Raw genomic sequence first — 15,798 nt, 5'->3', positions numbered from 1 at the left:
GATGGTCTCCTCAGAACACGCGGTAGGCGGTGCGGATGCGGTCCAGCTCGGCCTTGGTCACCGGGAGGACGGTCCCGTGGCGGGGGCGGCTGGGAAGCTGGTAGTCGCTGGAGATCCGGAAGAAGCCCGAGTCCAGGTCGGTGGTCTCGAACGGCACGTACCCGCGGCCGCCGAACTCGTCGATGAACAGGTACCACTTGTCCTCGGTGTTGGACTTGAAGATCGTCGGCCCCTCACCGCGGTCGATGCCCGGGTTGTCGGCCGTCGCCTTGCCGATGCACTCGGCGACGAAGCTCCAGTCCAGGTCGAGCAGCGAGGTGGCCTTCTCCTCGACGATGAACTTGCTGCAGGGCGTGGTGGAGGTGTTGTTCCGCTCGTCCTTGGTGAACCGGTAGTAGGTCCCCTCGTGCTCGACGACGGTGGAGTCGATCACCGAGTAGCCCGGGTCGATCCACACCTGGGGCTCGCTGAAGGTCCGGAAGTCCCTGGTGGTGACGTAGACCATCCGGTTGTGGGTGTTGCCGGCGTGCTCGGGGTCTTCCTCGTCGTAGAGCTTGGAAGCCCAGAAGACGACGTACGCACCGATCCCCTCGTCGTAGTAGGCCTCGGGCGCCCAGGTGTTCCCGGCCTGTGGCGAGGACACGCGGACGTGGCGCTGCTCGGACCAGTTCACGAGGTCCGTGGACTCCCAGATCTCGATGTAGCGGCTCCCGCTGCGCTGCGCCGCGTCCCAGTCCCCGTTGCCGTAGATCTTGAGGTCGGTGGCGATCAGGTAGAACTTGTCGCCCTCTGGGGAGCGGATGATGAACGGGTCGCGTACGCCCTTGTCGCCGTGCTGCGACCGCAGCACCGGCTGGCCGCCGTTGAGCTCGTCCCAGTGAAGCGGGTCGTTGCCCCTGCTGGCGGCGAGGTAGACCTGCTCGCCGTCGGCCGTCCCCTCGCCGGTGAAGTACGCGAAGGTGTAGCCCTCGAGCGGCTCCTGCTTCGGCAGCGGCAGGACCGTCAGCCGGAACTGCCGCTTCTCCTTCACCTTGCCGAGGCTCACGGTGGCGTTGAGCGCCAGGCGGACGGCCTTCTCGCCGTACGCCGGCCGGTCGACCTCGCCGGTCGGGGTCACGACAGTGGGCTCGCTGGATGTCCAGCTGACTTTCGTGCCGTGCAGGCCCTGGGTCGGCAGGGTGATGTTGCCGCGAATCCCGTCGGCATCCCAGACCTTGAGCGCGGCCGTCGCGCGGGTGACCTTCTCCGCGTCGCTGATGTCTGCCGGCACGTTGACGGTGAATTCCTCGGCCTGACTGGCGGAGCCGTGGGCTGCGGTGGCGGTGAGCGTCACGGCGGCATCGGGGCTGCCGTAGGGCGGACGGGTGACGTCGCCGGTCGCGGAGACGACTTTAGGGTCGGAGGAGGACCAGGTGAAGGTGGAGCCGTTCGGGCCGCTGCTCGGGAGCGAGAGGTCACTGACGACGCGGGACGTGTCGCCCAGGTCCAGCCAGGCGAGGTCGCGCTCGACGCGCTGCTCGTCGGTGACATGGCCCAGTTCGTGGACCTCTGCCGCCGTCAGCGCGCGGTCGTACATCCGGAAGTCGCGCAGCTGTCCCTTCAGATGACGGTCGCCGCTGTAGACGGATCGGCCGAGATAGTTCGCGGTCGTGGCCCCGTTGCCGATCTGACCGGGTGTGATGGTCACGCCGGTGCGGCGGGCGACCTCGACACCGTCCTCGTAGAGCACCGCGGTGCCGTCGGCGAGCGTGTAGCTGATGGTCTTCCAGGTGTCGCGGGCCAGGTTGCGGCCGGCCGTGACCGTCTGCTCGGTGCTCCAGTTGCCGGTGGCGATCGATGTCCGATAGGCGTTGCCGGTCGTGAACAGGTAGCCGTTGCCCGTGCCGTTGTCGCCGGTGTTGCCAAGGCCCCAGATGAAGTAGGGATTGGCCTGGTCCGCCGCGATCTTCACCTCGAGCGAGACGGTGATCGACGTCAGACCGGCCATCACATCGTTCGGCAGCCTGACGTGCCCGTTGGTGCCGCCGAGGGACAGCCCCTCGCCGCCCAGCCAGGTCGCGTCACCGGCCAGGGTGCCGTTACGACCAGCACCGGACTCGTCGACCACCGTGGTGCCGGTGACCTGGTCGAGGGGATAGTGGACGACGAGCCCTACGTCGCTCGCGCCTTGCGCCGGCGCGGTGGTCACCTGGCTTGCCAAGATCAGGGGCAGCGAGGCAAGCGCCGCCAGGGTGCGCCCGAGATGCTTCCGGCGCGGGTTGTGGGGGGTCGGGTTCGACTGGTCCATCTGCGCTCCAGGGGTCAGCTTTGGACAAACGCCGGGCACTCATGTGTGACTGCGGTCACATGAATGTGAGCGCTAACATAACCAGTGGCCCGAGGGTGTCGTCAAGAGTCGTCAGGCAATTCGCGTGAGCACTCACGCCGACTGGTCCCTGACGCGCGCGGCGGACGAAAACGAGGAAACCCCCGCCGTTCCGGCCGTGTTCTGGCTGGTCAGACGAGGGTTTTGGTGGAGCCGCCTGTCGGAATCGAACCGACGACCTTCTCATTACGAGTGAGACGCTCTGCCGACTGAGCTAAGGCGGCGTACCGTCAGCCGTTACCGCATGAAGCGGCTCTGGTTGAGCGGACCGGATGAGTGTACCGAGACTGCGCGCTCGACACTAAAACGGTGCGCCTCGACGTGCTCGTCGATGGTCATGCGGGTGGGCTTGCCCTTGCCGATGAGGCGGCCCAAGCGGCGTACGCCGTGCTTCATTGTTGCTTTGCTCTTCTCTGAACGTGGGTCAACCACCGACTGCGGACACAGGGGTGGTGATTCAATGATGACCGCCGGCGATTCATAGAGGTAGACGATCTTTCCTTGGAAAGTCATAGGATGTCTCTATGTTGTCGCTGCACCAGCTCCGCGTCTTCCTCGCGGTCTACGAGCATGGCTCGTTGACCGCGGCGGCCGACGAGCTCGGGTATGCACAGCCGTCGATCTCGGAGCAGGTCAGAGGCCTGGAGCGTACGCTCGGCGTCCAGCTCTTTCGGCGCGTAGGGCGTGGGGTGGTGCCGACCGGGGTGGCCGACGAGCTGAGGCCGCACGCGGAGCGAACGGTCGCGGCTGCCGAGGACGCGCGCAAGGCCGTGCAGTCGGTGAAACAGTTCGAGACCGGAACGATCCGGTTCGGGATGTTCGGGATCGCGCGGCTCTACGGCGGCGCCGGCCTGGTGGCCGACGTGCTCGACCGCTACCCGGGCGTGCGCGTCGAGCTGATGGGGCAGAACTCCGCCGAGGTCCAGGAGGACCTGAGACGTGGACGGCTCGAGGCGGCGATGCTGCTCGTCGGCAGCGTCTCCGGTCCGGGGCTGAAGGTCACGCCGGTGGCGCGCGACGAACTCGTCTACATCTCGGCCGACCCGGCCCACCTGGCCACGCCGGTCACCCCGCACCGGCTCTCGCTGGCCTCGCTGGTCATGTCCGACACGAGCTGGAGCTCCGAGGACCCCACCCGGGTCACCATCCGCAACCTGCTCCACGAGACCGGGCGCAACCCACCCAGCCGGATCGAGGTCGAGGACATCGAGACGGCCGTCGAGCTGGTGGGGATGGGATACGCCGACAGCGTCATCGCCAAGGGAGCAGCCGAACAGCTGCTCCCCCGGCTGGCGCCGAAGGCTGGCTGGGTGTCGCTGCGGCCCCGGACGTACGACACCTTCGCCGTCGTCCACCGCACCGACGCCACCCTCTCCCCCGGCGCCACGTTGATGATCGAGCTGGCCACCAAACGGATCCAGGCCATCGCGGACCCGGTTCACCGGCGATAGCTGTTCCTCCGTCAAGGGATGCAGCCGAAGGCTCACATCCCGTGCGGAGTTCCGCTGGGGATGTGAGGTCTGACCTGCATACCTTGACGAAGGTCTCGGCTCAGTCGCAGCCGTAACCGTCGTTGTCGGCGTCGAGGCGCCACGGGTCAGAGCCGTGGACGCGTACGGGCTTCTTGTAGCCGGGGATCTCACCGCAGTCGCGGTCGTTGGTCGAGGTGGCGTTGAAGACCTGCTCGCCGTTGGCGTAGGTGTAGTCCAGACCCGAGACGCGCTTCTTCAGGTAGAACGACGCGGACACGTCGGCCCGCCGGTTGGCGTCGCCGGCGAACTTCCAGCGGTAGTAGCGGCTGACCTTCGGCGTCACGATCACGGCGCACTTGCCGTACCTGTTCGTCACGCAGGAGGTCACGCTCATCCAGCGGCCGCTGGCCTTCTTCTGCAGGTGGATGCGCTTGCCCTTGATCGGGTTGCCGCCCGCGGTCAGCTTGCCGACGGGGCGGTAGGACCTCGTCCCGTACTTGGGGGCGGAGAGCTTGACGACCTTGGTGATGACCTTTGCGACGGTCCCCGGGGGCGTGGTGGCGTGGGCGGGCTGGCTGATGACGGGGGCTACCGCGATCGCCAGGGAGGCGATGGCGGTGGCAGCGAAGACCTTCGTCGTCGAACGGATTCGCTGGTTGATGATCACGTGCTCGTGACCCTTCCTCTCGAAGTGATGCTTCCGGCTGAGATCCTCTGGTTCAGAGAGATCCGCCGGAGCGTCACGACGAGGACCCACCCCACATCGGGTAAATCCGCAGTTCGAGCGGTGTCAGCACTCCAAGCCGTTGTCGGGGACCTTGCCGTCGACCAGGTAGGCGTCGATGGCGTCGTCGACGCAGCCGTTGCCCTGCATGTAGCCGGTGTGACCGTCGCCGTCGCGGGAGACGAGTACGCCGTTGTCGAGAGCCTTGGCGAGGGCCTCGGCCCACACGTAGGGCGTGGCCGGGTCGCGAGTGGTGCCGACGACGACGATCGGGTTGGAGCCCTCGGCGTCGATCTCGGGCTCGGGCTCGGTGGCCTTGAACTTCTCCGCGGCGCAGCCGTTGAGCATCCAGGCGAGGGCGGCACCGAAGGTGGGAGCGGCCTCCTCGAAGGCAGGCACCTGCTTGCGTACCTCCTCCGGGCTGAGGCCGGAGGAGTCGTCGAGGCAGTTGATCGCCCAGTTGGCCTCCATCGTGTTGTTGATGTAGCCGCCCTCGGGGTCGCGGCCCGCGTAGTTGTCCGAGAGGCTCATCAGCTGGGAGCCGTCGCCCTTCAGCGCCGCCTGGAGGGCGTCGGTGAGGTAGGGCCAGTAGGACTCGACGTAGAGCGGGGTGATCAGGCCGTAGAGGGCGTTGCCGGCGGTCAGCTCGCGGTCGCCGGCGGGCAGCGGCTCGGCGTCGATGTCGGCCATCAGCTTCTGCACGCGCTCGACGCCCTCGTCGACGCTGTCGCCGAGGAAGCAGCTGCCCTCGTCGACGCAGTTCTCGACGTAGGAGCGGAGTGCGACCTCGAAGCCCTTCGCCTGGGCGAGGTTGGCCTCGAGGACGCTCAGCCCGGGCTCGATCGCACCGTCGAGCACGAAGCGGCCGACCCGGTCGGGGTAGAGCTCGGCGTAGGTCGAGCCGAGCTGGGTGCCGTAGGAGGCGCCGAAGTAGTCGAGCTGGTCCTCACCGAGCGCAGCCCGGAGTACGTCCATGTCCCGAGCCGCCTCGACGGTGCTGACGTGGGCGGAGATGCCGTCCTTCTGGGCCGCGCAGCCGTTGGCCATCTCGACGCCGGTGTCGACGTACGCCTTCTCCTCGGCGGGGGTGTCGGGGTCGGGGTCGACCGCGACGTAGGCGTCCAGGCTCTTGTCGTCGAGGCAGTCGACCGGGGTGCTCTGCCCGACACCGCGCGGGTCGAAGCCGACGATGTCGTAGGAGTCGCGGACGGTGGAGCTGAAGGACTGGTTGTTGTAGAGGGCGTACTCGATGCCCGAGCCGCCAGGGCCACCCGGGTTGATCGCCAGCGAGCCGATCTTCTCCTCGTTGGCCGGGTCCTTGATGACCGAGACCTCGATGGTGCGGCCGGTCGGGTCGGAGTAGTCGAGCGGGACCTCGAGGGTCGCGCACTCGAAGGCGCCGTTGCAGTCCTTCCAGTCCAGCTTCTGGCTGTAGAAGGTCTGCAGTCCCTCGGTCGGGGCCGCGGTCGCCTCCGCGCTCGGGCTCACCTGGTCGGCGTCGGGGGTGCCGCCGTCGGCACCACAGCCTGCGGCGATGACGGTCAGAGCGGTCAGCGCGGCGGCGCCGGTCACTGCTTTGAGTTTCACTGATCTCCTCCGGGCGGCAACAGCGCCACCATCATCGCTTCCAGCACCAACTGGGGCTGCACGTTGAACTCCAGCAGCTGCTCACGGGCTTCGAAGATCGCCCCGATCCGCTGCAGGTTGAGCTCGGGGGTCGAGGCCGCGACGAGCTGTTCGATCTCGCGCCGGTGCTCCTCGTTGACGAGGGTCACCGGAGCGCCGGCGGCCATCGCGATCGCGTCGCGGTAGACCGAGACCAGATCCATCAGCCCGCGGTCGATCACGTCGCGGTGGCGGCGGGTGGCGCGGCGCTTCTGGTCCTTCTCGAGCGCGGACAGCGCCGGGCCGTACTCACGCGGCCGGCGGCCGCGATCGACCACGCCGTAGCCGGTGTCGAGGTCGGCCTTCTCCTGAGCGTCGAGGTCGGCGGTGACCGCGTCGGCCTCCTCCTTCGAGACCGCGGCGAGCTCGCCCGCGGCCCGGAGCGCGTCGGCGAGGGTGTTCAGCCGGGCCGGGTAGGCGACCACCTGCTCGCGACGGCGCCGGGTGTCGTCGTCGCGGGCCAGCGCCTTGGCCCGGCCGATGTGGCTCTGGCTCGCGCGCGCCGCGTAGGCAGCGCGCGCCTCGTCGACACCGAGCGTGCGCTGAAGAAAGCGGGTCACGTCGGGCGCTGTCGGGGTGGACAGAGTGACCAGCCGGCACCGGGACCGGATGGTCGGGAGTACGTCCTCGACCGTCGGCGCGCAGAGCATCCAGACCGTGCGGGCGCCGGGCTCCTCGACCGCCTTGAGCAGCGCGTTGTTGGCCTGCTCGGTGAGCCGGTCGGCGTCCTCGATGATCAGGATCTGCCAGCGGCTCCCGGCCGGGCTCAAGGCCGCCTGGCGGACGAGGTCGCGGATCTCGTCGACGCCGAGGGTGAGCTTCTCGGTGCGGACCAGGTTGACGTCGGCGTGGCTGCCCGCCAGCACCGTGTGGCAGGCGTGGCACTGGCCGCAGCCGCCGTCGGGGCACTGGAGCGCGGCGGCGAAGGCGATGGCGGCGTTGGAGCGTCCCGAGCCCGGAGGGCCGGTGAAGAGCCACGACTGGGTCATGCCGTGGCCCGTCGCTGCTGTCTGCAGCGTGGAGATGATGTGGCGCTGGCCGACCAGGTTGTCCCAGACCGAGGTGGTGGCGACGTTCATGCACTCACCGCCTGGGTGAGCAGCGGCTCGAGGCGCGCCAGCACCGCGGCGTGGATCTCCTCGACCGGAGCGCGGGCGTCCAGGACCAGGTAGTGGTCAGGGTTCCGCTCCGCCAGCCCGACGAATGCGGAGCGCACTCGCTGGTGGAACTCGACCGACTCCTGCTCCATCCGGTCGCGCTCCTCGAACCGGGTGAAGCCGGCCGTCGGGTCCAGGTCGAGCAGCACGGTCAGGTGGGGCCGCAGGTCGGCGGTCGCCCACCGCGCGACCTCCTCGAGCTGCGTGGCGTCCAGCACCCGGCCGGCGCCCTGGTAGGCCAGCATCGAGTCGACATAGCGGTCGGTGATGACCACCTCGCCCCGCTCCAGCGCCGGGCGGACCATCGACTCGATGTGCTCGGCCTTGTCGGCGGCGAACAGGAGCGCCTCGGTCCGGTCGTCGAGGTCGCCGGTCTCCGGGGACAGCACGATGCGGCGTACGTCCTTGCCTACGGCCGTGTCGCCCGGCTCGAAGGTCAGCAGGACCCGGTGGCCGCGCGCGGTCAGGGCCTCGTGGAGCAGCCGCGACTGGGTCGACTTGCCCGAGCCCTCGCCGCCCTCGAAACAGACGAAGACGCCGTGCTCTGCGTAGACACCCGGAAACCTCACGAGGCAAACCTACGGGGTGGTACCGACAACCCCGGAGTACGCCGCCCGCGGATAGGGCGATTCCCGGATGTCGAAGGTCGGACCTCCACGTTAAGGTTCGGGTCGTCCTCACGCTGAACCTAGGAGTCTCCGGTGATCTACGTCCTGATCGTCCTGCTGCTGGCCGCCCTCGCGGTCGCGGCCTACCTGCTCTGGAAGAGCAGGCAGCAGCCGACGGCGCAGAAGGAGCCCGACGACTTCATCGGCGACCAGCACAAGCATGCCTCCGACCAGCTGCGCCAGGTGCGCAACGGCGACGTCATCGAATACCTCGGCCACAACTGGTTCGTCCGCGGGCGGATCGACTTCGACGAGCACGGCTACCGCTGGACCGAGCACATGCTCGACGACGCCGAGGGCAAGAAGTGGCTCTCGATCGAGGACGACGAGAGCTTCGAGGTCTCGCTGTGGCACGCGATCCCGCTCGGCGACATCGAGCAGGGCGCCGTCGGTGACCGCGACATCATCGTCGGCGGCGTCGCCTACCGGCTCCAGGAGAAGGGCTCCGCCGCCTTCACCGCCACCGGCGCGACCGGCACGGCGCCCTCGGGCACGGCCGAGTACGCCGACTACAAGTCGGTCGACGGCAAGCTGCTCGGCTTCGAGAAGTGGGGCAACAACTGGGAGCCCTCCCTCGGCGAGGTGCTGCAGCCGTTCGAGCTGACCGTCTACCCCTCCACCGACCGGCCCGCCACGCTGGACGACGAGTGACGCTTCTCGACGTCCCGTTCGCGGACGTACGCGGTGACACCCTGCGCTGGACCCTCGCACCGACCCCCTGCACCCCGCTGGCCTCCCGGACGGTTGACCTCGGCACCGGTCTCACGGTGACGCTGAGCGTGCTGGGCGCCAGCCACCAGGTCGTCGTACGCCGCCACGACCGCCCCCTCCTGCACGAGACGATCGCGTGCGGGATCGCCGAGGCCGCGCCCCTTCCCGAAGCGCACGCGGCAGGCGGCTACCGCCTCGTCTCGCACGTCGAGGAGATGGGACCCGAGGAGCTCGCCACGCGGGCGTCGCGGCTCGTGGAGCGGCTGAGCGGGCGTACGGATGCCGTCGTAGCGCACTTCCCGGGTGACCCGCACGCGGTGACCGCGCTGACCCTGGATCGGTCCGACGCCGGGCAGATCGTCTGGAACACCTGGCACACCTACCCACAGACCGGCGAGATCGTCGCCACCACCACCAGCTACCGGCCCGAGGAGGGCACAAGTGTCTGACCCCCATGGCTCCGGAGGCCCGAACCGCAAGCTGATCGGTTGGGCGATCGTCGCCGCGTGCGTCGCGCTCGCCATCATCATCGCCATCGCCGTGTCCGGCGACGGGAACAGCCCCGAGAAGTACCTGCGCAAGAACTTCGACCACGTCAGCGGCACCGACCCCGACAGCGAGGCCGGGATCGTCTTCGAGGACGACGGCTCGGTGAGTTCGGTCGCCAACCAGATCGCGAGCGGCACCGACGCCGACGAGAACCGCGCCGAGGGATCCAGCCACTACCTGCGCTACGACGACGACTGGCTGGTCGTCGTGGAGCCGCGTACGCCCTCGGGATCGACGATCACGCTCTACGAGTACGACCGTGGCTACCGCCACCACGCCACGGTGATCGGACTGTGGGGCTGGAACAGCTACTACGGCCGCAACAGCGGTGGCGGCAGCAGCGGTGATTCCTTCCGCGGCGGCGGCAGCGGATCCGGCAAGTGACCACCCTCAGACTGGAGAGATGAACCGATGACTGACCTTGTGAGCGGACTGCTGTCCACCGTCGCCTTCGCCGCCCTCGGGCTGGTTCTGCTGATGATCGGCTTCTACGTGATCGACCTGCTCACGCCGGGCCGGCTGGGGCAGCTGATCTTCGTCGAGCACCGCCGCGACCCGGCACTGCTGCTCGGCTCCTCGGTCGTCGCGATCGCGACGATCGTGGCGACCTCGATCTACACCGCGGAGGCGGACACCCTCCAGGGGCTCGCCGAGACCGCTGCGTACGGTCTCATCGGGATCGCCCTGCTCGCGTTCGCGTTCGTGATCCTCGACCTGCTCACCCCGGGCCGGCTCGGCGAGCTGATGACCGACGACAAGGACGACCCGGCGATCTGGGTCGCCGTCGCGGTGCAGCTGGCCGTCGGCGTGATCGTGGCGGCCTCGATCACGTGAGCCTGACCCTCCCCTCGTTGTCTGCGCTGCCCGAGGGACGGGCGGCGCGGCTGCTCGTCCTCGCGGCGGTGTTCGTCTGCGCTGCCTGCGGCCTCGTCTACGAGCTCGCGCTGGTGACGCTGGGGAGCTATCTGCTCGGCAACTCGATCGCCCAGACGTCGCTGGTGATCGCGGTGTCGATGTTCGCGATGGGCATCGGCGCCGTGCTCGCCAAGCCGCTCACCGCGCGGCCGCTGCGCTCGTTCGTCGGTGTGGAGATCGCGCTCGCCGCGGTCGGCGGCGCCTCGGTGCCGGCGCTCTACGCCGCGTTCGCGTGGCTGCATCTCTACACCCCGATGATGCTGCTGGTGACGTTCCTCATCGGCGCTCTGGTGGGCGCCGAGATCCCGCTGCTGATGGAGCTGCTGCAGCGGCTGCGGCGCCAGCAGGCCTCGCTCGCGGTCGCCGACATCAACGCGGTCGACTACGTCGGGGCGCTCATCGGCGGGCTGGCGTTCCCGTTCCTGCTGCTGCCGACCCTGGGGCTGCTGGTGGGGACGGTGGCGACGGCTGCCCTGAACGTCCTCGCCGCCTGGACCGTCGGGGTGGCGCTGGCCGGCTCACGCCGGCAGCGTGGGACGGTCACGGCGATCTGTGGCGCGCTCGCGGTCGCCCTCGGCCTGACCGCGGTGACGGCCGACTCCTTCGAGCTCAATGCCCGGCAGGCGCTCTACCGCGACCCGATCATCCACTCCCAGCGCTCGGACTATCAGGAGATCGTCGTGACCCGCGGCGCTCCGGTCGGGCCGGCGTTCGATGACGTACGCCTCTTCCTCGACGGTGACCTGCAGTTCTCCTCGCTCGACGAGTACCGCTACCACGAGATGCTCGTCCACCCGGCGATGAACGGGCCGCATCAGCGGGTGCTGATCATCGGCGGTGGCGACGGGCTCGCGGCGCGCGAGGTGCTGCGCTATCAGTCGGTCTCCTCGGTGACGCTGGTCGATCTCGACCCTGCTGTGGTGTCCCTGGCGCGCTCCTTCGAGCCGGTCTCGTCGCTGACGTCGGGGTCCCTGGAGGACCCCCGGCTGACGTACGTCGCCGCCGACGCGTTCTCTTGGGTGCGCGACTACTCCGGGGCTCCGTTCGACGTGGTCATCGCCGACTTTCCCGACCCGGACTCGACCGCTCTGGCCAAGCTCTACTCCGTCGAGAACTACAGCATGATCGCGCGGCTGCTCGCCCCGTCCGGACGGATGGCCGTGCAGTCGGGCAGCCCGTTCTTCGCGCCGGACGCGTTCTGGTCGGTGCGGCACACCCTCACCGAGGCCGGCTACCGGACCACGCCCTACCAGGCGGACGTACCCTCCTTCGGGAACTGGGGCTACGTCCTCGCCTCCCGCGACGGCTCGGCCCCTGAGCTGGCGCTCGACGACGAGGCGCCGGGCGGGCTGCGCTACGCCAGCGACGCCGTGCTCGCGGCCGCCTCCTCGTTCCCGCCGGACCGCGCCGAGCGGCCGACCTCGGTCACCACGCTGCTGGATCCGGCGATCCTGGACTATGCCCGGAAGGGTTGGGTGGGCTACTGATGTTCTTCCTTCTCCGACTGGTCCGGCGCACCTCGCGGCACTACGCCTGGGTGCTGCCGCTCGCCATCATCGGCTTCGTCTTCGTCACCGGCTGGATCGCGATGGCGCTGGTCCAGCCGGGCAGCGACATCGTGCGCCCCACCAACTACTGGTGGTGGTTCCTGGTCACCGCGACCACGGTCGGCTACGGCGACCTCTTCCCGGAGACCACCGGTGGTCGGCTCGTCGGGGCGTACGTCGTCTTCGGCTCCATCACCACCCTCGCCATCTTGTTCAGCCGGATCTCGGCAATCATCGAGAACGCCAAAGGACGCCGCATGCGTGGAGAGATCAGCTTCAGCGGACAGAACCACATCGTGATGCTCGGCTACGCCGCCGGACGCACCGAGCGGATCCTGGCCGAACTGCTCTCCGAGCCGGAGCGCGAGGTCGTGCTCGCGACCTGGGAGGACCAGCTCTCCGAGCACCCGATGCCCGGGGAGGACCGCCTTCATTTCGTACGCGGCGACATCACCGACCTCGACGTGCTCGCTCGCACCGGGCTGTCCAACGCGCACAGCGTGCTGATCGACCCGAGTGACGACAACGAGGCGGTCACGCTCACCGTCGCCGCCAACACCGCGGCTCCTTCGGTGCACACGATCGTGGCGCTGCGCGACCTGCGCGTGCAGCGCACCATCTTCCGCGTCGACACCACCGTCCACTGCGTCCAGTGGCACAACACCCAGCTGATCGCCGAGGAGCTCAGCGACCCCGGGATCGCGGAGGTCTACCAGGAGCTCGCCACCGCCGGCGGCAAGGGCACCTACTCGCTCACGGTGCCTCCTTCGGCCGCGACCGTGGACGTCGGCGCCTGGCAGGCCGCTCTCGGCCGCTCGCACGGCGCCACGCTCCTCGCCGTACGAAGCGTCGACGGCATCCAGGTCAGCCCGCCGTGGGACCTGCCCGTCTCCCCTGGCGCGCGGCTCTTCTACATCGCGGCCGATCGGTTGGACTACGACGAGGTCGTCGGGTCGCTCGGCTGACGGAGGCGCAGGAATACCCGGTTAACCGGGTATTCCTGCACTTCTCAGGCATTGCAACACCCGAGAAGTGCAGGAAACACCTGAGAAGTCAGGCGTTCGCCACGCTCAGTGACAACCTGATCACGACTTCTTGGTCGCGGCCTTCTTGGTCGTCTTCTTGGCGGTCGACTTCTTCGCCGGGGACTTCTTCGTGGTCTTCTTCGTCGCCCGCTTGGTGGTCTTCTTCGCCGGACCCTTGGCGCGCTTGTCGGCGAGCAGCTCGGCGGCACGCTCGGCGGTCAGGGTCTCCAGGTCGTCGGCGGCCCGGAGGGTGGCGTTGTACTCACCGTCGGTGACGTAGGGACCGAAGCGGCCGTCCTTGACGACCATCGGCTGTCCGGAGACCGGGTCGGGGCCGAGCTCCTTGAGCGGCGGCTTGGCGGCGGCACGGCCGCGCTGCTTCGGCTGGGCGTAGATCTGCTCAGCCTCCTCCAGCGTGATCGTGAGCAGCTGGTCCTCCGAGCTCAGGGTCCGGGAGTCGGTGCCCTTCTTCAGGTAGGGCCCGTAGCGGCCGTTCTGGGCGGTGATCTCCTCGCCGTCGGCTGCGGTGCCGACGACCCGGGGCAGGGTCAGCAGCTTGACCGCGTCCTCGAGCGTGATGGTCTGGAGGTTCATCGACTTGAAGAGGCTCGCGGTGCGGGGCTTGGCGCCCTTCTTTGCGTCCTCGGGGAGCTGCTCGGTGACGTAGGGACCGAACCGCCCGCTCTTCGCGACGACGGTGAGGCCCGTCTCGGGGTGGACGCCGAGGTTGAGCTCCTCGCCGGCCGGGTTGGCGAAGAGCTCCTTGGCCTTCTCCAGGGTGAGCTCGTCGGGCGGCAGGTCGTCGGGGACGTTGGCACGCACCGCGAACGGGGTGCCGTCGTCGCCAGGACCCTCGATGTAGGGGCCGTAGCGGCCGACCCGGAGGTTGACCCCGGCGTCCGGAGAGCCGACCGGGAAGGTCGCCAGCTCGCGGGCGTCGATGTCGCCGAGACCGTCGACCAGCGGCTTGAGGCCCATGACCCGCTCGGAGCCGAAGTAGAACTCCCCGAGCTCGGTGGTCATGTCCTTGTCGCCCTTGGCGATCTCGTCGAGGATCTCCTCCATGCTCGCCGTGAACCGGTAGTCGATCTGGCGCGGGAAGTGCTCCTCCAGCAACCTGACCACCGAGAACGCGACCCAGGCCGGCACCAGCGCGGTGCCCTTCTTGAAGACGTAACCGCGGTTGATGATGGTCTGGATGATGCTCGCGTACGTCGACGGACGGCCGATCTCGCGCTCTTCGAGCTCACGGACGAGGGTCGCCTCGGTGTAACGGGCCGGGGGCTTGGTCTCGTGACCGTCCGCGGTGAGGCTCGCGGCGTTCACCCGGTCGCCCTCGGTGAGGTTCGGGAGCCGCGTCTGCTGGTCGTCGGAGGTCTGGTCGGCGGAGTCGGTGCCCTCGACGTACGCCTTCAGGAAGCCATGGAAGGTGATCACGCGGCCGGTCGCGGAGAAGACCACGTCCTCGCCCGTGGCCGCCGAGGCGCCGAGTCGGATCGCGACCGAGTTGCCGACCGCGTCCTTCATCTGGGAGGCGACGGTGCGCATCCAGATGAGCTCGTAGAGGCGGAACTGGTCGCCGGTCAGACCGGTCTGCGCCGGGGTGCGGAACGAGTCACCCGCGGGGCGGATCGCCTCGTGGGCCTCCTGGGCGTTCTTGACCTTGGAGGCGTACGTCCGGGGGGCGTCGGGCAGGTATTCGGCTCCGTAGAGCTCCCGGACCTGAGCGCGGGCCGCGCTGACGGCGTCTCCGCTCAGAGTCGTGGAGTCGGTACGCATGTAGGTGATGAAGCCGTTCTCGTAGAGACGCTGGGCGACCGACATCGTGGTCGACGCGCTCATCCCGAGCTTGCGGCTGGCCTCCTGCTGCATCGTGGTGGTTCGGAAGGGGGCGTACGGGCTGCGCTTGTAGGGCTTCGACTCGACCGAGCGGACCTCGTAGGTCTGGCCCTCGAGGCCGGCGACCAGGGACTCGGCGCGGGTGCGGTCGAGGTGGACGACCTTGTCGCTCTTCAGCAGGCCGTCGGGGCCGAAGTCGGTGCCGCGGGCGACGCGGCTGCCGTCGACCGAGGTGATCCGGGCCGGGAACATCCGCGGCTCGTGGTCGGAGCCGGCGTCGAAGGTGCCGGCGAGATCCCAGTAGGAGGCGGTGCGGAAGGCGATCCGCTCACGCTCGCGGTCGACGACGAGCCGGGTGGCGACCGACTGGACGCGCCCGGCGCTCAGGCGGGGCATGACCTTCTTCCACAGCACCGGGGAGATCTCGTAGCCGTAGAGACGGTCGAGGATGCGGCGCGACTCCTGGGCCTCGACGAGGTCCATGTCGAGCTCGCGCGGATTCTCGGCGGCAGCCAGGATCGCGGCCTTGGTGATCTCGTGGAAGACCATCCGCTTGACCGGGATGCCCTTCTTCGGCTTCAGCTCGTCGAGAAGGTGCCAGGCGATCGCCTCACCCTCGCGGTCCTCATCGGTGGCGAGGTAGAGCTCGTCGGCGTCCTTGAGGAGCGACTTGAGCTTGGCGATCTGCTTCTTCTTGTCGCTGGGGACGACGTAGTAAGGGGTGAAGCCGTTGTCGACATCGACGCCGAAGCGCCCCCACGGCTTGTCCTTGATCTTGGCAGGGGTGTCTGCCGCGCTCTGCGGAAGGTCGCGGATGTGCCCGACGGATGCCTCGACGACATACCCCTGTCCGAGGTATCCGCCGATCTTCTGAGCCTTCGCCGGGGACTCGACGATCACCAACTTGTGTGCCACTGACGTCCTTATCTCACTGCAGCAGAGCCTGGCACCACTGACAAGCTCTGGCGAGACACGTTAGCGCGTGTCTCCAGCCGGCATGGGTCCAGTCACCGCGGTTCATGCGGCACTGAGCTCTCGGACAACATGGCGTGTTGCCTTGGGCGCCGCGAAGACAATACCTAGCACGCTGGGGAGCGGGAGCGTGAAATCGGTGTCTCATCCGGCCATGTCCAAAAACTGTCGGTGCCCGTCCGTATGGTG

Annotated in this window: 14 protein-coding genes and 1 tRNA gene; 7 read left to right on the top strand and 8 right to left on the bottom strand. The window is 68.6% G+C overall.

Annotated elements, in window-relative coordinates; genetic code table 11:
- Positions 1–10: 10 nt before the first annotated feature.
- The 3 genes from ABZY89_RS00375 to ABZY89_RS00365 all read right to left on the bottom strand — a co-directional run bounded on the left by ABZY89_RS00375 (position 11) and on the right by ABZY89_RS00365 (position 2,878).
- Positions 11–2,287, bottom strand: coding sequence for an immunoglobulin-like domain-containing protein (locus ABZY89_RS00375; protein ID WP_355223717.1), 2,277 nt, complete (start codon positions 2,285–2,287; stop codon positions 11–13).
- Positions 2,288–2,513: 226 nt separating this feature from the next.
- Positions 2,514–2,589: transfer RNA gene (locus ABZY89_RS00370), tRNA-Thr, on the bottom strand.
- Positions 2,590–2,602: 13 nt separating this feature from the next.
- Positions 2,603–2,878, bottom strand: coding sequence for a hypothetical protein (locus ABZY89_RS00365; protein WP_355223716.1), 276 nt, complete (start codon positions 2,876–2,878; stop codon positions 2,603–2,605).
- Between the two features lie 11 nt (positions 2,879–2,889).
- Here ABZY89_RS00365 and ABZY89_RS00360 point away from each other — a divergent pair, with 11 nt between their 5' ends.
- Positions 2,890–3,816 (top strand): LysR family transcriptional regulator, encoded by a 927-nt coding sequence (locus ABZY89_RS00360; protein ID WP_355223714.1) that lies wholly within the window; start codon positions 2,890–2,892, stop codon positions 3,814–3,816.
- A 100-nt stretch (positions 3,817–3,916) separates the two neighbouring features.
- Here ABZY89_RS00360 and ABZY89_RS00355 read toward each other — a convergent pair whose 3' ends face one another.
- The 4 genes from ABZY89_RS00355 to tmk form a co-directional block, all read right to left on the bottom strand.
- The gene (locus ABZY89_RS00355; RefSeq protein WP_355223712.1) at positions 3,917–4,504 is read right to left on the bottom strand and encodes a hypothetical protein; all 588 of its coding nucleotides are present in this window, start codon (positions 4,502–4,504) and stop codon (positions 3,917–3,919) included.
- Positions 4,505–4,627: 123 nt separating this feature from the next.
- Entirely contained in the window at positions 4,628–6,148 is a 1,521-nt protein-coding gene (locus tag ABZY89_RS00350; protein WP_355223711.1) for an alpha/beta hydrolase, read from the bottom strand.
- Positions 6,145–7,305, bottom strand: a complete 1,161-nt coding sequence (locus ABZY89_RS00345) for a DNA polymerase III subunit delta' (RefSeq protein WP_355223709.1) — start codon at positions 7,303–7,305, stop codon at positions 6,145–6,147. The genes ABZY89_RS00350 and ABZY89_RS00345 overlap by 4 nt, the downstream gene beginning before the upstream one ends.
- The gene (gene tmk / locus ABZY89_RS00340; protein WP_355223707.1) at positions 7,302–7,952 is read right to left on the bottom strand and encodes a dTMP kinase; all 651 of its coding nucleotides are present in this window, start codon (positions 7,950–7,952) and stop codon (positions 7,302–7,304) included. Before tmk ends, ABZY89_RS00345 begins: the two co-directional genes overlap by 4 nt.
- A gap of 132 nt (positions 7,953–8,084) precedes the next feature.
- Between tmk and ABZY89_RS00335 the strand changes: the two genes are divergently transcribed.
- Genes ABZY89_RS00335 through ABZY89_RS00310 form a run of 6 tightly spaced genes read left to right on the top strand, consistent with a single transcriptional unit; the run spans position 8,085 to position 12,738 of the window.
- Entirely contained in the window at positions 8,085–8,702 is a 618-nt protein-coding gene (locus ABZY89_RS00335; RefSeq protein ID WP_355223705.1) for a DUF4178 domain-containing protein, read from the top strand.
- Positions 8,699–9,211 (top strand): DUF2617 family protein, encoded by a 513-nt coding sequence (locus ABZY89_RS00330; RefSeq protein ID WP_355223703.1) that lies wholly within the window; start codon positions 8,699–8,701, stop codon positions 9,209–9,211. Before ABZY89_RS00335 ends, ABZY89_RS00330 begins: the two co-directional genes overlap by 4 nt.
- Positions 9,204–9,695 carry a DUF4247 domain-containing protein gene (locus tag ABZY89_RS00325; RefSeq protein WP_355223702.1) on the top strand — a complete coding sequence of 164 codons (492 nt, stop codon included), beginning with the start codon at positions 9,204–9,206 and terminating at the stop codon, positions 9,693–9,695. The genes ABZY89_RS00330 and ABZY89_RS00325 overlap by 8 nt, the downstream gene beginning before the upstream one ends.
- 27 nt (positions 9,696–9,722) lie before the next feature.
- Positions 9,723–10,145 carry a DUF350 domain-containing protein gene (locus ABZY89_RS00320; RefSeq protein ID WP_350660294.1) on the top strand — a complete coding sequence of 141 codons (423 nt, stop codon included), beginning with the start codon at positions 9,723–9,725 and terminating at the stop codon, positions 10,143–10,145.
- Positions 10,142–11,713, top strand: a complete 1,572-nt coding sequence (locus ABZY89_RS00315; RefSeq protein WP_355223700.1) for a polyamine aminopropyltransferase — start codon at positions 10,142–10,144, stop codon at positions 11,711–11,713. Before ABZY89_RS00320 ends, ABZY89_RS00315 begins: the two co-directional genes overlap by 4 nt.
- Positions 11,713–12,738, top strand: a complete 1,026-nt coding sequence (locus ABZY89_RS00310; RefSeq protein ID WP_355223698.1) for an ion channel — start codon at positions 11,713–11,715, stop codon at positions 12,736–12,738. Before ABZY89_RS00315 ends, ABZY89_RS00310 begins: the two co-directional genes overlap by 1 nt.
- Positions 12,739–12,858: 120 nt before the next feature.
- Here the strand turns inward: ABZY89_RS00310 and topA are convergent, their stop codons facing one another.
- Positions 12,859–15,552 (bottom strand): type I DNA topoisomerase, encoded by a 2,694-nt coding sequence (gene topA / locus ABZY89_RS00305; protein ID WP_355223697.1) that lies wholly within the window; start codon positions 15,550–15,552, stop codon positions 12,859–12,861.
- Between the last annotated feature and the right edge of the window lie 246 nt (positions 15,553–15,798).

It is taken from the genome of Nocardioides sp. NPDC006303, from assembly GCF_040613175.1.
In the GTDB taxonomy this organism is placed as follows: Bacteria; Actinomycetota; Actinomycetes; order Propionibacteriales; family Nocardioidaceae; genus Nocardioides.
Note: the sequence above shows the minus strand (reverse complement) of the source record. Positions and strands in the feature narration are given on the sequence as shown.